This is a genomic window from Pseudoalteromonas sp. C12FD-1 (genome assembly GCF_037414265.1).
Lineage (GTDB): Bacteria > Pseudomonadota > Gammaproteobacteria > Enterobacterales > Alteromonadaceae > Pseudoalteromonas.
Genome location: NZ_JBBEVD010000052.1, coordinates 108,401 through 124,089 on the forward strand (window position 1 = coordinate 108,401; position 15,689 = coordinate 124,089).

The 15,689-nt window shown below is 39.4% G+C and carries 15 protein-coding genes; 5 read left to right on the forward strand and 10 right to left on the reverse strand.

Features of this window, described 5'->3' with window-relative positions:
* Positions 1–144: 144 nt before the first annotated feature.
* Positions 145–912 carry a haloacid dehalogenase type II gene (locus WDB87_RS07770; protein WP_286247044.1) on the reverse strand — a complete coding sequence of 256 codons (768 nt, stop codon included), beginning with the start codon at positions 910–912 and terminating at the stop codon, positions 145–147.
* Positions 912–1,562 carry a peroxiredoxin-like family protein gene (locus WDB87_RS07775; protein ID WP_337849522.1) on the reverse strand — a complete coding sequence of 217 codons (651 nt, stop codon included), beginning with the start codon at positions 1,560–1,562 and terminating at the stop codon, positions 912–914. The genes WDB87_RS07770 and WDB87_RS07775 overlap by 1 nt, the downstream gene beginning before the upstream one ends.
* A gap of 120 nt (positions 1,563–1,682) precedes the next feature.
* On the opposite strand from WDB87_RS07775, the gene WDB87_RS07780 reads away from it, so the two are divergent.
* Complete coding sequence (locus WDB87_RS07780) at positions 1,683–2,570, forward strand: LysR family transcriptional regulator (RefSeq protein WP_337849523.1); 888 nt, start codon at positions 1,683–1,685, stop codon at positions 2,568–2,570.
* Here WDB87_RS07780 and WDB87_RS07785 read toward each other — a convergent pair.
* Positions 2,550–3,065 (reverse strand): DUF2937 family protein, encoded by a 516-nt coding sequence (locus WDB87_RS07785; protein ID WP_286247049.1) that lies wholly within the window; start codon positions 3,063–3,065, stop codon positions 2,550–2,552. The genes WDB87_RS07780 and WDB87_RS07785 overlap by 21 nt on opposite strands.
* 119 nt (positions 3,066–3,184) lie before the next feature.
* On the opposite strand from WDB87_RS07785, the gene WDB87_RS07790 reads away from it, so the two are divergent.
* From WDB87_RS07790 to WDB87_RS07800, 3 genes are read left to right on the forward strand one after another with little or no spacing between them, the layout of a single operon-like run.
* Entirely contained in the window at positions 3,185–3,760 is a 576-nt protein-coding gene (locus tag WDB87_RS07790) for an RNA polymerase sigma factor (protein ID WP_286247051.1), read from the forward strand.
* Entirely contained in the window at positions 3,757–4,833 is a 1,077-nt protein-coding gene (locus WDB87_RS07795; protein WP_286247053.1) for a FecR family protein, read from the forward strand. Before WDB87_RS07790 ends, WDB87_RS07795 begins: the two co-directional genes overlap by 4 nt.
* Before the next feature lie 23 nt (positions 4,834–4,856).
* A complete protein-coding gene (locus WDB87_RS07800; RefSeq protein ID WP_337849607.1) occupies positions 4,857–7,877 on the forward strand; it encodes a TonB-dependent receptor plug domain-containing protein in 3,021 nt (1,006 codons plus the stop codon).
* 82 nt (positions 7,878–7,959) lie between these two features.
* On the opposite strand, the gene WDB87_RS07805 is transcribed toward WDB87_RS07800, so the two are convergent.
* From WDB87_RS07805 to WDB87_RS07835, 7 genes are all read right to left on the reverse strand, one after another.
* The gene (locus WDB87_RS07805) at positions 7,960–8,349 is read right to left on the reverse strand and encodes an ExbD/TolR family protein (RefSeq protein ID WP_337849524.1); all 390 of its coding nucleotides are present in this window, start codon (positions 8,347–8,349) and stop codon (positions 7,960–7,962) included.
* A 292-nt stretch (positions 8,350–8,641) separates the two neighbouring features.
* Entirely contained in the window at positions 8,642–9,085 is a 444-nt protein-coding gene (locus tag WDB87_RS07810; protein ID WP_337849525.1) for a ferritin-like domain-containing protein, read from the reverse strand.
* Positions 9,086–9,258: 173 nt separating this feature from the next.
* Positions 9,259–10,197 carry a LysR family transcriptional regulator gene (locus WDB87_RS07815; RefSeq protein ID WP_024032602.1) on the reverse strand — a complete coding sequence of 313 codons (939 nt, stop codon included), beginning with the start codon at positions 10,195–10,197 and terminating at the stop codon, positions 9,259–9,261.
* A gap of 17 nt (positions 10,198–10,214) precedes the next feature.
* On the reverse strand, positions 10,215–11,933 hold the full coding sequence (gene aceK / locus WDB87_RS07820; protein WP_286247059.1) for a bifunctional isocitrate dehydrogenase kinase/phosphatase: 1,719 nt from the start codon (positions 11,931–11,933) through the stop codon (positions 10,215–10,217).
* Positions 11,934–12,296: 363 nt separating this feature from the next.
* Entirely contained in the window at positions 12,297–12,776 is a 480-nt protein-coding gene (locus WDB87_RS07825) for a DUF4124 domain-containing protein (protein WP_337849526.1), read from the reverse strand.
* An 82-nt stretch (positions 12,777–12,858) separates the two neighbouring features.
* A complete protein-coding gene (locus tag WDB87_RS07830; RefSeq protein ID WP_286247065.1) occupies positions 12,859–14,355 on the reverse strand; it encodes a DUF3413 domain-containing protein in 1,497 nt (498 codons plus the stop codon).
* A 5-nt stretch (positions 14,356–14,360) separates the two neighbouring features.
* Positions 14,361–14,573, reverse strand: a complete 213-nt coding sequence (locus WDB87_RS07835; RefSeq protein ID WP_004588923.1) for a DUF1414 domain-containing protein — start codon at positions 14,571–14,573, stop codon at positions 14,361–14,363.
* Positions 14,574–14,635: 62 nt separating this feature from the next.
* On the opposite strand from WDB87_RS07835, the gene yejK reads away from it, so the two are divergent.
* Positions 14,636–15,652, forward strand: coding sequence for a nucleoid-associated protein YejK (gene yejK, locus WDB87_RS07840; protein ID WP_337849527.1), 1,017 nt, complete (start codon positions 14,636–14,638; stop codon positions 15,650–15,652).
* Positions 15,653–15,689 lie beyond the last annotated feature (37 nt).

A 15,689-nucleotide genomic window follows, 5' to 3' on the forward strand; every position in this document is an offset into this window, starting at 1 on the left:
AAATAGTAGCGTTGTGGGGAGTAAATTGCTAGCAGATAAAAATGCTAAATACTTTGTTTATACGTGGTTTTTAGTAATAAAAAAGCGGCCAACGTCATCCTGACATTGTCCGCTTGGGTATTGATTAATTAGCGCTGGGCGTGCTTATTTAAGTAGAGCGGCTAATTCATGTAAATCTTTCACAACATGGTCTGGTTTTTTAGCCAGTGGGTAAAGTGTTTTACCTGGGCGGGCTATAAAGGTTGTTTGTAAGCCGGCTTCTTTTGCACCTGCTACATCCCAACCGTGCGCCGCGACCATCATTGCTTCATTTGCTTTTACATTTAATTTAGTTAACACCCACTCGTAGGCACGTAAGTCTGGTTTATAAATTTTAATATCTTCAATGCTGTAGCGCTCATCAAAGAACGACATTAATCCAGCGCTCTCAAACTGGGCTTTAACGCCTTTGTTTGAAGAATTTGTCAGACTTACTAACTTATAGCCCTGTGCTTTGAGTTTTGCCAGTCCTTCTTTCACATCTTTATGAGGTGGCAGGGTTAAAAGCGGGGTAACAATGGCTGTTTTTGCTTGTTCGCTGGTTATATCAATATTGTTATTCTTAGCGACCATAAGTAACGAAGCAACCCCTATTTGACCAAAATCATGGTAATTGCCACTTACAGTATCAACGAGTGAATGATGCAACATGGTCGAGAACCACAGTGGTAATAAATCTTCACGCCCACCCAGCGCTTTACCAATAGAAGTGCGCATTGAGGTTAAATCAAGGAGTGTTTCGTTTACATCAAAAATAAGTACTTTAGGTTTTACCTGTGTAGGTTTTTCATCAGCTTGTGCTAAACCAGAAACTACACTGCTACCTATAAGTAGTGATAGGGTAAGTGTTTTTAACGATTTTAAAATAGACATTATTTGTGCTCCGATTCAAGGGCGGCCATTACATCTGCAGGCTCTGCGCGTAGGGTGTAGTCTTCGTTTAAAAAGGCATAAGTAATTATGCCTTTTTGGTTAATTACATAGGTTGCTGGTAAAGGTAATTTATAGCTTTTATCGCCGTAATATTTTTCAAAATCAATACCAAATTGCGTATAAAGTGCTTGAATACGCTCATCTAGTGTAAACAGTAAGCCAAATTGATCAGCCACTTTATTACTTACATCCGAGAGTACATCAAATTCAAGAGCATTTTTTTGCGCAGTAGAAAGTGTTTCGTCAGGTAGTTGTGGCGATATAGCAATGAGCTGAGCACTTTGTGTTTTAAATTGTGGCAAGTAGTTATTTAGTGCTTTTAGCTCTAAGTTACAATATGGGCACCACCCGCCGCGGTAAAAACTAATAATTACTGGGCCTTTATTTAGTAAGTCAGTAAGCTCAATAGTTTCGCCGTTATGGTTACTTAAATTAAAGTTACTTACTTTAGCGCCTACTTGTAAGGCGTTATTTTTAATGTGCTGAGCAATAAGCTCTTCATTCGTTTTGTCCATTAAGGCTAAAACATCAGCCGGTAATTTGGCTTCTTTTTGCACATTATATGCATCAATCTGCGCTTTTAAACTCATTGATAAATCCCGAATATAACTTTACGACGATTATGAGTGTTCTAGTTATTTAAATATATATTGCAAAAGTGAAAGCTTCATTCGAAAATATTAAACATTAAAAATTATTTAACCTACTGTATGTATAATTTAAGTGATCTAGAAACATTTATTGCCGTGGTAGAAAATAAAGGGGTACTTGCTGCTGCGCGTGAGCAACGATTATCGCCTGCTACAGTTAGCCACAGATTAAGCAAGTTAGAGCGCGAGCTCTCCACCGTATTAGTGTTTAGAGATAGCCGGCGAGTAAGGTTATCGCCTGCCGGAGAGCTATTTTATCAACGCGTAGGGGCAATTATAGAAGCGCTGCACGATGCAGAGCATAGCATTGGCGCACGAAGCTCATCGGTCAGCGGGTTATTACGTGTGACAATGCCACCGTGGGTTTTTTCAAAGTATGTTATGCCAAAACTGACCGAGTTTGAAAGCCAATACCCAGAACTAAAACTCGACTTTTTAATTACCGATCATTTTGTCAATGTGGTTGATGATGCACAAGATGTGGCAATTAGAGTAGGGCAATTAACCGACTCTGGCCTACTTTCTCGTAAGATTGTAAATAACTCTCGTATTTTATGTGCAGCGCCAAGTTATATAAAAAAGCATGGTATGCCTAGTACACTAAGCGAACTGAGCGCACACTACTGGGTGTGTTTGCCCTGGCAAAGGCAGTTAAAGCTGTATGATGAAAATAAAAAAATACACACGTTTAATGCTAAAACGCGCTTTACTATTTCCAATTCCGATAACATGACGCAGGCAGCGATTGCAGGGCATGGCATAGCCATTAAATCCAAAATAGCCATAAACGATGAACTAAATGCGGGTAATTTAGTAGAGGTTATGCCCAAAGTAATGGCACAAAGCGACGCACCCGTGTGGTTTTTACGCCCTCAAAATAGCTTAACAACCCGTAAAACCGAGGTGTTTTATGAGTTTATGAAGTCTTTATTTGCCAGTTATGAATAAGCGGGTATACCCGCGCTTAATAATGAACAAGGTTACAAAGCCAATAAACTCAGCAAAAATTGCAATAATAATGGCGCAAACAAGCGCTGCTATTATGGAGTCCTTTTTTAACACTATTTGCCCTTCAAAGCGTTGCCATACTTGCTTTTTAATGGTGAGAAAATCACTGGTTAAAGTAAATATATAGGGTGATTGGTTAAACTTATTAACTGCCGCTTGTAAGGATTGCTGCCGATTTTTTAGGGTGCTAATGTGATCAGCGCCTTTACCAATAATAGCATCGCCACTGTTTTCATAGTGTGTAATTAGCTTGTTTAAATCGTTATTAAAGTAGTTTTGAGCATCTTTTTGAAACGGGGCTAATGCGGTATTCGCTTCAATTAAATGTGCCTGCAAAGCGTGGCCGTAATCGCTGACTAATGCGGGTATTTGTACCCCTAATAGTAAACCAGCTGCAAAAAAGCTGAGCCTTATATAATCTAATAATTTACTCATTTGAACTCCTGTTTACTCAAAACCTACCTAAACAACGGCAAATTAACATTTACGCTTGTTTTTATGCCAAAAACTCGTAATCTATCGGTAATAAAAACAACAATAGGCCTATGTTAAGGATGACTACCAAAGTAAATATGACATCAACGTTTGTTGATATCACTAAGCAGTTAAAACGCTTTGTGTCGCGTATTGTACAGCCCGATGACGTAGAAGACATTGTGCAAGAAACCTTTATTAAAAGCTACGAAGCTGATTTAAAACAAGATATTCAGTTTAGGCGCAGCTACATGCTTAAAACAGCAAAACACTTAGCGCTTAATCATATAGCCAAGTGGGATAACAAGTTTAGTGACTCGTTAGAGCACGATGCAGAATTACCCCCGCTGCTTAAATCCTCACAGCTTGAGGATGAATACACTTCAAAAGAGCGTTTTTTACTTTTTTGTAGAGCAACGGATCAACTAAATTCTTCTACCCGTAAATGTTTTATATTTAAAAAAGTTTACGGTATGAGCCAAAAAGAAATCGCCCAGCACATGCAATTAAGCGAAAGCACAGTAGAAAAACACATTGCCAAAGGTTTATTACAAACCATGTTATACATGAAAGAACATGAACAAAATCATAATCAATCTTCGGCAAAAAATTCTGCCTGTAATCCGGCTCTATCTATTGAGAGGGCGGCAAAATGAGTAATGTTCATCAATTTACCTCAAAAGATTTAATTTTAGAAAAAGCTTGCCAGTGGATCAGCGCAATTGACAGAGGCTTAAGCGAAAATGAAAAAGAGCAATTTAAGCTGTGGATGATGCAAAGTACCGCCCATCAAGATGCCATATACGAACTTGCGCAACTGTGGGATGAATTGGCCGTACTGAACGAATTAAGCAGTTTGTTTCCACATAAAAATACTAAACCGCAGAAAAAACATTGGGCGTTTTCAAGTGCTATTGCCGCAAGCTTATTTGCAGCATTAATGGTGTGTAGTTACTTATTAATTAACCTAGAAAACGGCTACAACGAAGAGCTGGCTAAAATAAATTACACCAAAATTTATACTACCAAGGTGGGCGAGCAAGCCACGTATGTGCTACCAGACGGCACTATTGTGCAATTAAACACCAATAGCCTGTTAGAGGTAGCTTACAGTAAAGGTCGCCGGCAGTTGTTGCTTAGCAAAGGCGAAGGGCGTTTTAATGTAGCAAAAGATCCATCGCGTCCATTTAGTGTAATGGCTGGCGATAAAAGCTTTACCGCCTTGGGCACTGTATTTAATGTGCAGCGTAATACTTCCTCTGATTTAGAGCTGGTAGTAACTGAAGGCAAAGTGATGATCACCGACCCAAGTGTTGCAGTCAGTGCTAACGATTTTAAAGACTACCAATTGGCCGACAATAACGCTAAAAAAATACGAAATATTAATGCTAATATTGTTATCTCAGGCGAAAAAGCAATTATAGAACAAAGTATTACCAAGCCTATTACGCAGCTTTCAGTGGATGACGTACAGCGTGATTTAGCATGGCAAAATGGCATGTTAATTTTTAATGGTGAGCATTTAAGTGATGCGTTAAATGAAGTGAGCCGCTACACCTCTACACGTTTTGAGCTTTCAAGCGCTGGCCTTGCCAACATAAAAGTGGCAGGTGTGTTTAAAGCAGGTGACGTTGAAGGGCTGCTTGAGAGTCTACAAACTAATTTTGCAATTGAGCATAAGCGTTTAGGTGAACATATTGTAAGCCTAACACAGCAAACTAAATCATAAGAAATGTTATGCATATCAAACAAATGTTAGGTGAAGTTGCATCATTAAATGTTATTAGTAAAAAAAACTTTAAAAAAAAGATAAAAAACTATAGAGGAATTTTGTTTGTCAGCTGTTTATATAAATTGCGCAGTAACCAAACGCACTTAATAAGTGGTTTAAGTGTACTTGCTCCAGCTATTTTTAGCATGAGTGTGCAAGGGGCAACACAGACCACTGGGCAAATGGTGCAATTTGATATTCAAGCGCAGCGAGCAGACAAAGCCTTAATAGAATTTGCTAAACAAACAGAGCAAACTGTGATGTTTTCTTATGAGTTGGCAAAAAATTATCAAGCAAATTCGGTTTATGGTTTTTATACCCAACTAGATGCACTGCAAGCATTATTAACTGGGACCGAGCTCGATGCGGTTGTTGATCAAAATGGTTTACTGAGTATAAAACTCAAACAAATCAATAGGAAAGATAACAACATGATGAAGCTTTCAGGGGTTAGTGCAGCTGTATTACCAGCATTACTTGCAGCAAATTCACACGGTGTGAATGCAGCAGAGGATGTTGCACAAGAGAAAATAGAAAAAATTGCTATTGTAGGTAGCCGCGTAGCAGGGCGCTCAGTAGAAGACTTACCCGTACCCGTTGATATTTTAAGTGCTGAAGCACTTGAAAACACAGGCCAGACTGAAGTTGGCCGTATGTTGCAATCTATTGCGCCTTCATTTAACTTTTCAAGCTCGTCAATCAGTGATGGCACTGATGCCTTACGACCTGCAACACTGCGTGGCTTAGGGCCTGACCAAACATTAGTGCTAATTAATGGTAAGCGCCGCCATCAGGCAAGTATTATTCATATCAATACCTCAGTAGGACGTGGTACCGCAGGTACCGATATGAACGCTATTCCAGCCTCTGCTATTAAACGTATAGAAGTATTACGAGACGGTGCAGCAGCGCAATACGGCTCAGATGCAATTGCCGGTGTTATTAATATTGTACTAAAAGATGGCAGCGAAGGCGGCAAGGCTGCAATTAATTACGGCGAGTACTCAGAGGGCGATGGCGAAACCGTAAATGTAGATTTTAATAAAGGATTTGCCCTAGGCGATAGCGGCTACTTAAATGCCACACTTAACTACCGCGATCGCTCGCCTACTAACCGCGCAGGTTTGCACGGCTCGTGTCAGTTTTATGGCTGTACGGAGCTTAGCGACGGTACATTATTAGCAGGCGATCCACGTGAACTGACCGCAGATAGAGATACCTTTAGAATTGGTGATGCTGACTCGCAGCAGTTTGGCTTAACTGTTAATACCGGTTATGAATTGGGTGATGGCGAGCTTTACGGCTTTATTACATATTCAACGCGCGATAACGAATCAGCAGCGTTTTTCCGCCATAATGCAAATGCAGGTGGTAACCCGGTTTTACAAGATAACGATGCAACTATCCCGCTGGGCTTTTTACCTAAAATTAATACCACCATTGATGATATTTCTTACAACTTTGGCTACAAAACCGATTTTGATAACGACGCGAGCTTAGATGTATCGTACACCTACGGTGAAAACAGCATTGATTACACAACAAGCGATACTATTAACGCCTCGTACGCTAACTTTTTACGTTACGAGCAAGGTTTAAGTGCCGCTGATATTCGCAGCACCATCCCGCGTGAAGCTTATGCCTATGGCATGGAGCTATCACTGCAAACTATTAATATCGACTTTACCCAAAACTTTGATGACTACTCACTGGCTATGGGCGCCGAAATTCGTACCGATGAATACCGCATTTTAGAGGGCAGCGAATATGCTTATCGTGATTACGACACCCTTGATGGGGTAAGTATTTATAGTGGTTTAAGTGGCGGTGTAGGCTCTGAAGATGCCTCCGGCGGCACGCAAGGTTTTGGTGGTTCTTCACCGGCGTCATCGGTTGATGAGTCGCGCGATGTAATTTCGTTTTACCTTGATGCAGAAACCTACCTAATTGAAGATGTCATTTTATCAGGCGCACTGCGTTACGATAATTACAAAGGCTTTGGCGATACGGTAAACTTTAAGCTTGCGGGTAACTGGGCAATTACTGATGATGTGTCACTGCGTGGTGCATTAAGCTCAGGCTTTAGAGCACCTTCTATGCAGCAACTATACTTTAACAACATTAGTACACAGTTCGTTGTAGCTGAAGACGGCTCGCTTGTTGCCGAAGAGGTAGGCACATTCAGAAACGATTCAACCCTTGCGCAAAGTTTAGGTATTCCAAAACTTAAAGAAGAAAAATCGCAAAACCGCAGCTTAGGTATTGTCTACAACGTAACAGACAACATTAATGTAACGGTAGATTACTATTCAATTGATATTGACGACCGCATAGTAATTAGTAACCGTTTAGGCAAAGGGCTTTCTTCAAGCCTAGATGCTGCATTAATCAGCTCAGGCGCTGGTGCTGGTCAGTTTTTCTTAAATGGTGCTGATACCGAAACTTCAGGTATTGATTTTGTAGCTACTTGGAATACCGAGGGCTTAGGCGGCACGCTTGATTTTACTTTAGCAGCTAACTTTACAGAAACTGAGGTGGTGTCGTTATTTACGCCATCGGGCTCAGGGCTTGAAACCGTGCCGGTAGAAGATGTTTTTTCTGATCAAGAAATTTCAATTATTGAAGAGTGGCAACCAGAAGATCGTATTAATTTAAGTGCGCTTTACCAGCGTGGCGATTGGACTGTAAACCTTTCACTTAACCGCTTTGGTGAATACACAGTAGAAGATGGCGGGCGCCAAACCTACGGAGCAGAAATTTTAACTGACGTTAAGGTTAACTACTTTGTTACTGAAGATTTATCCGTAAACATTGGTGCAAATAACTTATTTGACGTATACCCAGATAAAAACACCATTGGTAACTCACGTTCGGGCACTATTGTAGATGCTAACGGTAATACAATTGTAAGCAGCGGTGGTGTATTTGAATACTCTCGCCGCTCTGCACCATTTGGTTTTAACGGTGCATACTACTACGTAGGTGCAGAATATCGCTTTTAATAAATAACACTCCCTTATGTTATTTAAGTTCAAAGGGCCGTGAGGCCCTTTTTTTGGTCTACCATCAATGTATATAACTACGTTATTCAGATATTAAGCTAATAGTGTAATCTTCATACTCTTTAATATTATCCATTACTCTCATTAATGTATTATGTTTACTGTTTTCGTGAGCCTTAATAAGTACAGCGCTTACTTTGTATTTAGCAGCAAACATAGCAAGATTGTTGGTAATTTGTTCTAAATCTATTAACCTGCCAGAAAAATACACCGCATTATGTTCATCAATACTAAAAGTAGCACTTTTAGTTTGTTTATTGATGGTGGGTTTATCAAGAGGTCGTTGTATTTCAATGGCTATAGGTTTAATAAATGATGTAGTTACAATAAAAAATATCAATAAAATGAATGCGATATCTAACATTGGTGTCATATCTACATCTGCATTATTTTGAGCTGTTTTATTTTTCATATTGGACCTTATGTTAATTAAATGCAGCGGCGCCACAGCAAGGAATCAGGTACCTATTACTAAAACTAGCACAGTAAAAATAGTGTGTGGTTAAATAAATATTCTATTAAAGTTAATTATTTGTATTGTTAATGTGTTTTTTAGGGAGTGAATGGGCTAATAGTTGCTTCAACATGATCAGAATAAGTAGAAGCTGAGTAAGGGGCCGTGTTTTGCTCACAACATGACTTATATTTGAATAGTCAATAAAAAACCCAGCTAAAAAGCTGGGTTGTAGTTTAAGCTGTTACGTTTAATGCTTTTGCATGCGGCTCATTTCTGTATGGCAACTTTGCATGGTTAGCAAAGTTTTAGCTAATGCAGCTTCACAATCTGCTGGCTGTGGTTTATCCATGGCTGCTTTAATTTCTTCAAGAGTTTTATCTTCTACTTCTTCAAGCTCTTTAACGTATGTTTTATCGTTATCAGAGCTAAACGTAGTGAGTAGCGCTGTGTAAGCTCTGCGCGCTTCTACAGCAAAAGACGAGCCGTCTTCACGCTCACCTTTTTCGTTAACTGCATAAGGCTGTAAGCGCTCAACACTTACTTTTCGTGCGTCAATCATGCGTTGAAATAATGCGCCAATGGCTGGGTCTGCAACTTTCTCTTGCGCTTTTTGATAAAAATCAATGCCACTGTTCATTACTTGGATGATGTCAGTAATATGAGTTGCTTCGGTTCCTTGATGGGTATTCATAATGACCTCTCTATACATGAATTTAAATTTCATAGTAAATAGAGCAAAGGCCATTCCAGTTTTATTTTTAATATTAAGCTATTGAAATTATTTAGTTTTGTATTATTTCTCAAGCTGCAAGGCTATTTAAAGTAAAATAACCTCGCAAATTTTACATGGCTTTTGTAATAAGGTTATTTAAGCTCATCCGCCACCTCGGCTACTTTTTGACGCAACCAAATATGACTTGCATCGCGATGTAGTAAAGGGCTCCAAATCATATCAAGCTCAAAAGGCGGTATAGGAAATGGCGGCTCTAAAATTTTAAGGCCTGCATCATCTAAGTAAATATTGGCAGCCTTTGAGGGTAAGGTTGCCACTAAATTTTGCTCTTTGGCTAAATGAATGGCTACGTGGTAATTACGGGTAAACGTGGCAATATTTCGGTGTTTACCAAAATGGGCAAGTGCTTCATCAACCCAACCTAGCTTTTGTACATCTTTAGGGTCCATACCTACGCCAACCCCAAAGCCGGTTTTACTTACCCATATATGGCGGGCTTTTAAATAGCTATCTAGGCTAAAGTTTTCAATAATTGGGTTGTCGGCTTTTACTAAGCAACAAAAGCTGTCTTTCCAAATACGTTTATGATGAAAAGATTGCGGTAAATTTTCAAAGCGGTTAATGGCCATATCCACTTTACCATTTTCAACATCATGAAACGTTACATCACTTGGCGTGAGAATATCTAAGGTTGTATCGGGCGCTTCTTCATGAAGTTTACTTAAAAGCTTTGGCGCTAAGGTACTGGCTGCGTAGTCACTGGCCATTATTCTAAATACACGTTTACTTTGGCTTGCCTCAAATTCGCGATTTGGCGCAAGGGTTTCTTCTAGGGTCATTAAAATACCGCGAATAACAGGTTGTAGCTCTATAGCGCGCTCGGTAGGCACCATACCTTCACTGGTGCGTACCAAAATTGGATCGTTAAACAAGTTTCTTAAACGCTTAAGGCCGTTACTCATAGCTGGTTGAGTAATGCTTAACTGGTTAGCGGCGCGGGTTACGTTACACTCCCGTAATAGGGTGTCGAGGTAAACCAGCAAATTTAAATCTATTTTACTTATGTTCATTGTGTGTCCTTTAACGCTTACCAGTGGTGAATAAAGCGTTGTGCTGTCGGGTATGGGTATATGTGACTAACATGACCCTTTTTTATATTTTGCTGAGCTTGCTTCCAATAGTTAACATCAACAAGCTCGGGATGTGTACTGAGCAAAAACTGTTTGTATTTTGGGTTTGGCATAACAAAGGTACACAGTTGCTCAGGAAAAACATCTTGCGGTGCAACCGAGTAGCTTTGTTCATCAGTTAAGTAATCGTCATAGCTTTTGGCCTTAGGTAAGGCCCTAAAGTTCATATCTGTTAGGTATTGAACTTCATCGTAATCATAAAAAATAATGCGTTTGTGTTTGCTTACCCCAAAGTTTTTAAGCAGCATATCGCCTGGGAATATATTTACCGCAATCATTTCTTTAAGTGCTTGGCCGTACTCTTCTATTGCATCGGCAGCACTTTCTTCACTGGCGTTTTCTAAAAATAAATTTAGCGGTGTCATGCGCCTTTCAATGTATAAGTGCTTAATAATAAGCCAGTCGCCTTCAATAACCATCGATGAGCCAATGGTTTTATGTAGCTGCGCCAGTAAATTACTATCAAAGCGTGCCAAAGGAAACACAACGTTAGAGTACTCTATGGTGTCGGCCATGCGGCCAACCCGATCATGGCTTTTTACTAGTTGATAACGTTTCAGTACGGTATCGCGGCCAAACGGTTTACTTTCGCCAAATTTATCTTTAATGATTTTAAATACATAGCCAAAAGAGGGCAGCGTAAATACCATCATCACCATACCTGGTGTGCCTGGCGCTATGATAAAGTCATCGTCTGAGTGAGACAAGTGATGCAAAAATTCACGGTAAAACTCAGTCTTACCTTGTTTATGAAACCCGATGGCATTGTATAGCTCTGCGAGTGTTTTATTTGGCATAAGTTGATTTAAAAATCGAACCATAGCTGAAGGGGCGTGGGTTTCAACCATAAAATAAGCGCGTGCAAAGCCAAAAATAACCCGCATTTGCGATGATTTTGTTAATAGTGCATCGAGGTATAACCCTTTATCTTCATGGTGTAATACGGCAATAATAAAGGGCTGCACACCACTTTGAGAGACCACTCGGCCGACTATGTAAGCTGCTTTATTACGATAAAAAGGCGCGTGCAAAATATCAAAGCGCATTTGCCAAGGCTGGTGATGAGTATCGGGCGCTTGCTTGTAAAATGCTTTCACGAGCAAACGTATATCGCGCTCTAAATTTACAAACGGGGCTTTAAAATCAAAATGCTCAATAATGCGCTTTATAGTGGGCTTTAAACCATCAACAACAGGAAAGTAGCTACGGTACTCTGCCTCAACAGGAATAGCAGGGGCATCTTTTAATGTGGCTTGTACAAATATAAAGTCGTTATGAAAATAGCGCCTGTGGTACAAACGGCAAAATACTGAGTTATAAAACGTTTCGGCAAGTTCAGCTTGGGGATGAAAGCATAAAAAACGTTGGTACAGTTTTTTCACTTCAAGCCAAAGCTGCTCATTTAGTTGTTCGGTTAGCTGTGCGTGCTTTAATGCTTTAGTGGTTTCGTTTACTCTGTCATCGTAATAACTAATACGCAGTTTACTAATTTCATTAATATGCTGCCAATCGCGGTTTGCAAAAGCAAGCGGTGCTTTTGCTGTGGTTTTTTGAAACAGCTGATAATGCTTTTTAAAACCCGTTAAAATTAATTCAGCTATATGGCGCGGTTGCATAAACACTCCTTAAAAAAGTGCATATAACGTTTTAGTACCAATCCGCATAATTAAGTGATCTATTTTGAGGATGGAAAAGCGTGTTGATAGCAAGGCAAAAAATTCGCTATTTAGTTGTTCTAAATGAGAATTTTTTAACACAGATAGCGACACGTTTAGCCCCTAAAAATGATTAAGTATTATTGCGGATTGGTATAATACAGCGGTTTTATATTTGTTGTGGTGCTGATACGTTATACACGTTAGAGCTCAAACTCTATAGTTGTTAAGGTTATGTTATTTTTAGATTAAAACCAAGATAAATATTCTCAGTTTTTATACTTTGAGCTTAATGCATAATTGCGTGTGATGGCAAAAGCCAGGTTATTGGTAAGAGGCTATTTTTTTCTCTAACTTTTTAATGCGCTTTTCAATTTCGGTGGTTTGCTTTTTATGATCTTTATTTATTATTTTTAATTGCTTGGTAATATCTTTGCTAATTAACTTTTTGTCCTCGTCATCTAAAATGCGATTAAGGCGCTGTTGCTGGTTGTATTCTGCGCGGTCTTTTTTACGTTTTATAATCGCTAATTTATTCGTATTACTTCTCAGCTCAGCTTGCAGATCAAGCACAATCCGTTCACGCTCTAATGCGTTTAGCTCTTTTGTGTAATTTTGCGCCGGTGCAGTATTAATTCCAGATACTGTATTAATTGTGTAGGCGGTAGCGTTATCGTTACAAGGGAATTGCGAAAAGGTAGTGCCGTTTTGTGTAACGCATTTATAGTAAGTTGTGGCATTTTGCGCATGCAAAGAAAGCGAACATACCATTAAAGCGCATAAAAAAAGTGTGTGTTTTTGCATTGTGTTCATCCCTGAGCGTTTACTGTGGTTTAGTAAATATAACCTAGCTTGGTGTTATAGCAAGCTAGGTTAAGGGATAGAGCTATTGTGTGTAGGTTTTTAGCTTTTTAATACTTTGTACTAAAAACGGGATATCGAGACTTTGCTCAATAGAAAAACCTTCAGCGGCAGATATGTTTTTATAGTTACCGTCTGAATCTATTAGTGTAATTCTATCTTTTTTGTAAGCAATAACTACGCCTTGAGAGTAATTCACGCCAGTGTCTGTTTTTTTCTTATACAGGTTTTCACCTAGCATGGTTTGTTTAACCACAGACTTACAGTTTAAGTATTGGCCTACACTGGTTGCAATAATGTCACTGGGTTGAATAAGTCCATCTACCTTGGCTATTCGCTTATCAGAGCTGTATAACACCGATGATGTAACTACTTCCGAACTATTATTAGCTAAGCTAAACGCAAAAATATGGGTGTCGTCACTGCGAGGAGACGGGTTATCTTCACCTTTAAAGATTTTGATTGCACTGTTTGAATGCGCTTGATCGTTTATAAAGTTTAGCTTTTCAATGCCAGCAAGTTCTATACTTCTGCGCTGACTTTGCCACGCAGGTAAGGTTTGCTCTGATAAAATAGCCATTTTATAAAAAGAAGGTAAGCCATACACTAAACTAAATAAGCTATCGCCATGGTGTGTTGGCTGTAAAAACTGATCTGTTTTATGTAAGTTTTTATGCTTAGCAACAAAACGACTTAACTGCTCGTTGGTATCAAATACAAAAATGTCTACTTGCTGCTCAGTGTAATCTTCACATTTTTGTAGCGGCGCAGGTATTTGATAATTAACGTTTTGGTTATTAATTCTAACATTGTGAGCTTGCTTATAGCTTTCAATATCGAGCAAATCATTTTTTGCTAATAAGCTTTTAGCGGTCGTAGGGTACGACAATGGTAAAACGTTATCTTGCTTTGTTATATCAAATTTTAAATTTGCATCTGCCCAAATGTGAATACTGTGGCTAAGTGCAAAACAAAGCACTAAAAACGAGCTGGCAAAACGGGCAAATTTAAGTTGTTTTAAACGTGCTAAGTGCTGCCAAGTATAGTTACTTACAACTAGCTGAAAGCCTAAAATGAGTAAAACAATCCCCCCAGCTAACAATGTAGTGAGGGCCGGCGAGCTAGTAAGGCGATGCCACAATAAGGAAATAATTTCCGGTAGCGCAGAAGAGCTTAAGTGATAGCCCAAATTAACGTATACATATGCATCAAGCGTTAAAATAGACGCCCCAAGTGTTGCAATAACAGCAGCCATACCGCGGATATGACGAGGATAAGGAAACACTAAGCTTAAAGGAAATACCGTCAGCACAAATGCTAAAAAAGCGATAAAGCTCGTATGGCTTAACCATGTCACTAACATATAGGTAATGCCCATAAAGCTAGTAGGCGGTGAATCTGCAAATAAAAAGCTTAGGCTAATAAAAAGCGCTAAACCAATATTTGCAAAAGTGAACCAGTGGCCCCAACTTAATAACTGACTCGCTTTAGACGAAAACTGATTGTGCTGCGATAAATTCATATAATTTATTTAACCGACTGAGCAAGTGCTTTAGCAAAGTTCTCAGTTACGGCTTGTCTTTTCCCTGCAGGTACATGCTCTTTTAGGATATGCGTGATAGAATTTCCTAAACACATAAGGCTTAAATCAACCGGCGCATTATGTTGCGTTAGCACATCAATGAGCTGATCGACGATTTGTTCTACTTCTTCATTAGAGTATTTTGATAAGATTGGCATCAGTTGGTTCAATAAAAGAGTTATATTCTCGTATTTTAACACCAGAGGCGTGAAAAACAAAGATGACAACAGACGTTAAAAAATTAGTCGTTCATTATGTAGACAAAAAAGACGACGATACGCAAATTCACCTACGAAACGATGAAATGGTGATAAACGATAAAGTCGCTGTTTTTATCGAACAACTGCATCATGCATACAATGGTAAGCCAGGCAAAGGCTACTGTGCATTCAGTGGTGATAAAAACAGTGTTGTCGCATCGGCAATGCAAAGCTATCGCAATGACGAGCTAGGCTTTTGGCACATGACCGAGCAAGCATCCACTGTTTTAAAAGAAGAGTTAGACAAATACGCCTTTAGCGAAACGGGTTACTTAGTATTTTGTCATTATCAGTATGTGGCTACTGATTACATGCTAATTGCCATGATCAACATAAAAGAGCACTACAGCATGACCTCTGAGCTTGATTTAGCAGCGTCGCGCCACTTAGATATATCGCGCATGCAATTAGCAGCTCGTATTGATTTAACCGCATGGGACACACAAGCTGACGATAACCGCTATATCTCGTTTATTAAAGGGCGAGCAGGGCGAAAAGTAGCAGACTTTTTCTTAGACTTTCTAGGGTGTGAAGAGGGCATAGACCCTAAACAACAAAGCCAAGTGATGCTTAGCGCTGTTGAAGATTATTTATCTGAGCAGGAATTTGATAAAACAGAAAAAGACGAACTACGTAAGCAAGTATTTGATTACTGTAACGACTGCGTAACCACGGGTGAAGATGCAAGCGTAAGTGAGCTTTCGGCAACACTCACTCAGGGCGATGACAGTCCGTTCGATAGTTTTTGTAAAGAGCAAAGCTATGACTTAGAAGAGTCCTTCCCGGTCGATAAAAAAACGGTGACCAGTATGGTTAAGTTTTCAGGCTTAGGAGGCGGTGTAAGTGTCAGTTTTGAACGTAAACATTTAGGTGAGCGTGTAACTTACAATGAAGCGACCGATACACTGGTTATTAAAGGCGTTCCGCCTAACTTAAAAGATCAATTACAACGCTTTATGGAAGATAAAAGCGAGTAAACTTATTTGATCTAAAGCAGATTTAAGAGCGCGATAT

What these genes read in the sequence shown, in the direction of transcription:
- WDB87_RS07800 (WP_337849607.1), top strand. Translation starts at nt 4,857, where the DNA reads ATGTTAGGTGAAGTTGCATCATTAAATGTTATTAGTAAAAAAAACTTT.
- WDB87_RS07815 (WP_024032602.1), bottom strand. Translation starts at nt 10,197, where the DNA reads ATGAACATAAGTAAAATAGATTTAAATTTGCTGGTTTACCTCGACACC.
- WDB87_RS07810 (WP_337849525.1), bottom strand. Translation starts at nt 9,085, where the DNA reads ATGAATACCCATCAAGGAACCGAAGCAACTCATATTACTGACATCATC.
- WDB87_RS07780 (WP_337849523.1), top strand. Translation starts at nt 1,683, where the DNA reads ATGTATAATTTAAGTGATCTAGAAACATTTATTGCCGTGGTAGAAAAT.
- WDB87_RS07795 (WP_286247053.1), top strand. Translation starts at nt 3,757, where the DNA reads ATGAGTAATGTTCATCAATTTACCTCAAAAGATTTAATTTTAGAAAAA.
- WDB87_RS07825 (WP_337849526.1), bottom strand. Translation starts at nt 12,776, where the DNA reads ATGCAAAAACACACACTTTTTTTATGCGCTTTAATGGTATGTTCGCTT.
- WDB87_RS07830 (WP_286247065.1), bottom strand. Translation starts at nt 14,355, where the DNA reads ATGAATTTATCGCAGCACAATCAGTTTTCGTCTAAAGCGAGTCAGTTA.
- WDB87_RS07835 (WP_004588923.1), bottom strand. Translation starts at nt 14,573, where the DNA reads ATGCCAATCTTATCAAAATACTCTAATGAAGAAGTAGAACAAATCGTC.
- aceK (WP_286247059.1), bottom strand. Translation starts at nt 11,933, where the DNA reads ATGCAACCGCGCCATATAGCTGAATTAATTTTAACGGGTTTTAAAAAG.
- WDB87_RS07790 (WP_286247051.1), top strand. Translation starts at nt 3,185, where the DNA reads ATGACTACCAAAGTAAATATGACATCAACGTTTGTTGATATCACTAAG.
- WDB87_RS07805 (WP_337849524.1), bottom strand. Translation starts at nt 8,349, where the DNA reads ATGAAAAATAAAACAGCTCAAAATAATGCAGATGTAGATATGACACCA.
- WDB87_RS07770 (WP_286247044.1), bottom strand. Translation starts at nt 912, where the DNA reads ATGTCTATTTTAAAATCGTTAAAAACACTTACCCTATCACTACTTATA.
- WDB87_RS07785 (WP_286247049.1), bottom strand. Translation starts at nt 3,065, where the DNA reads ATGAGTAAATTATTAGATTATATAAGGCTCAGCTTTTTTGCAGCTGGT.
- WDB87_RS07775 (WP_337849522.1), bottom strand. Translation starts at nt 1,562, where the DNA reads ATGAGTTTAAAAGCGCAGATTGATGCATATAATGTGCAAAAAGAAGCC.
- yejK (WP_337849527.1), top strand. Translation starts at nt 14,636, where the DNA reads ATGACAACAGACGTTAAAAAATTAGTCGTTCATTATGTAGACAAAAAA.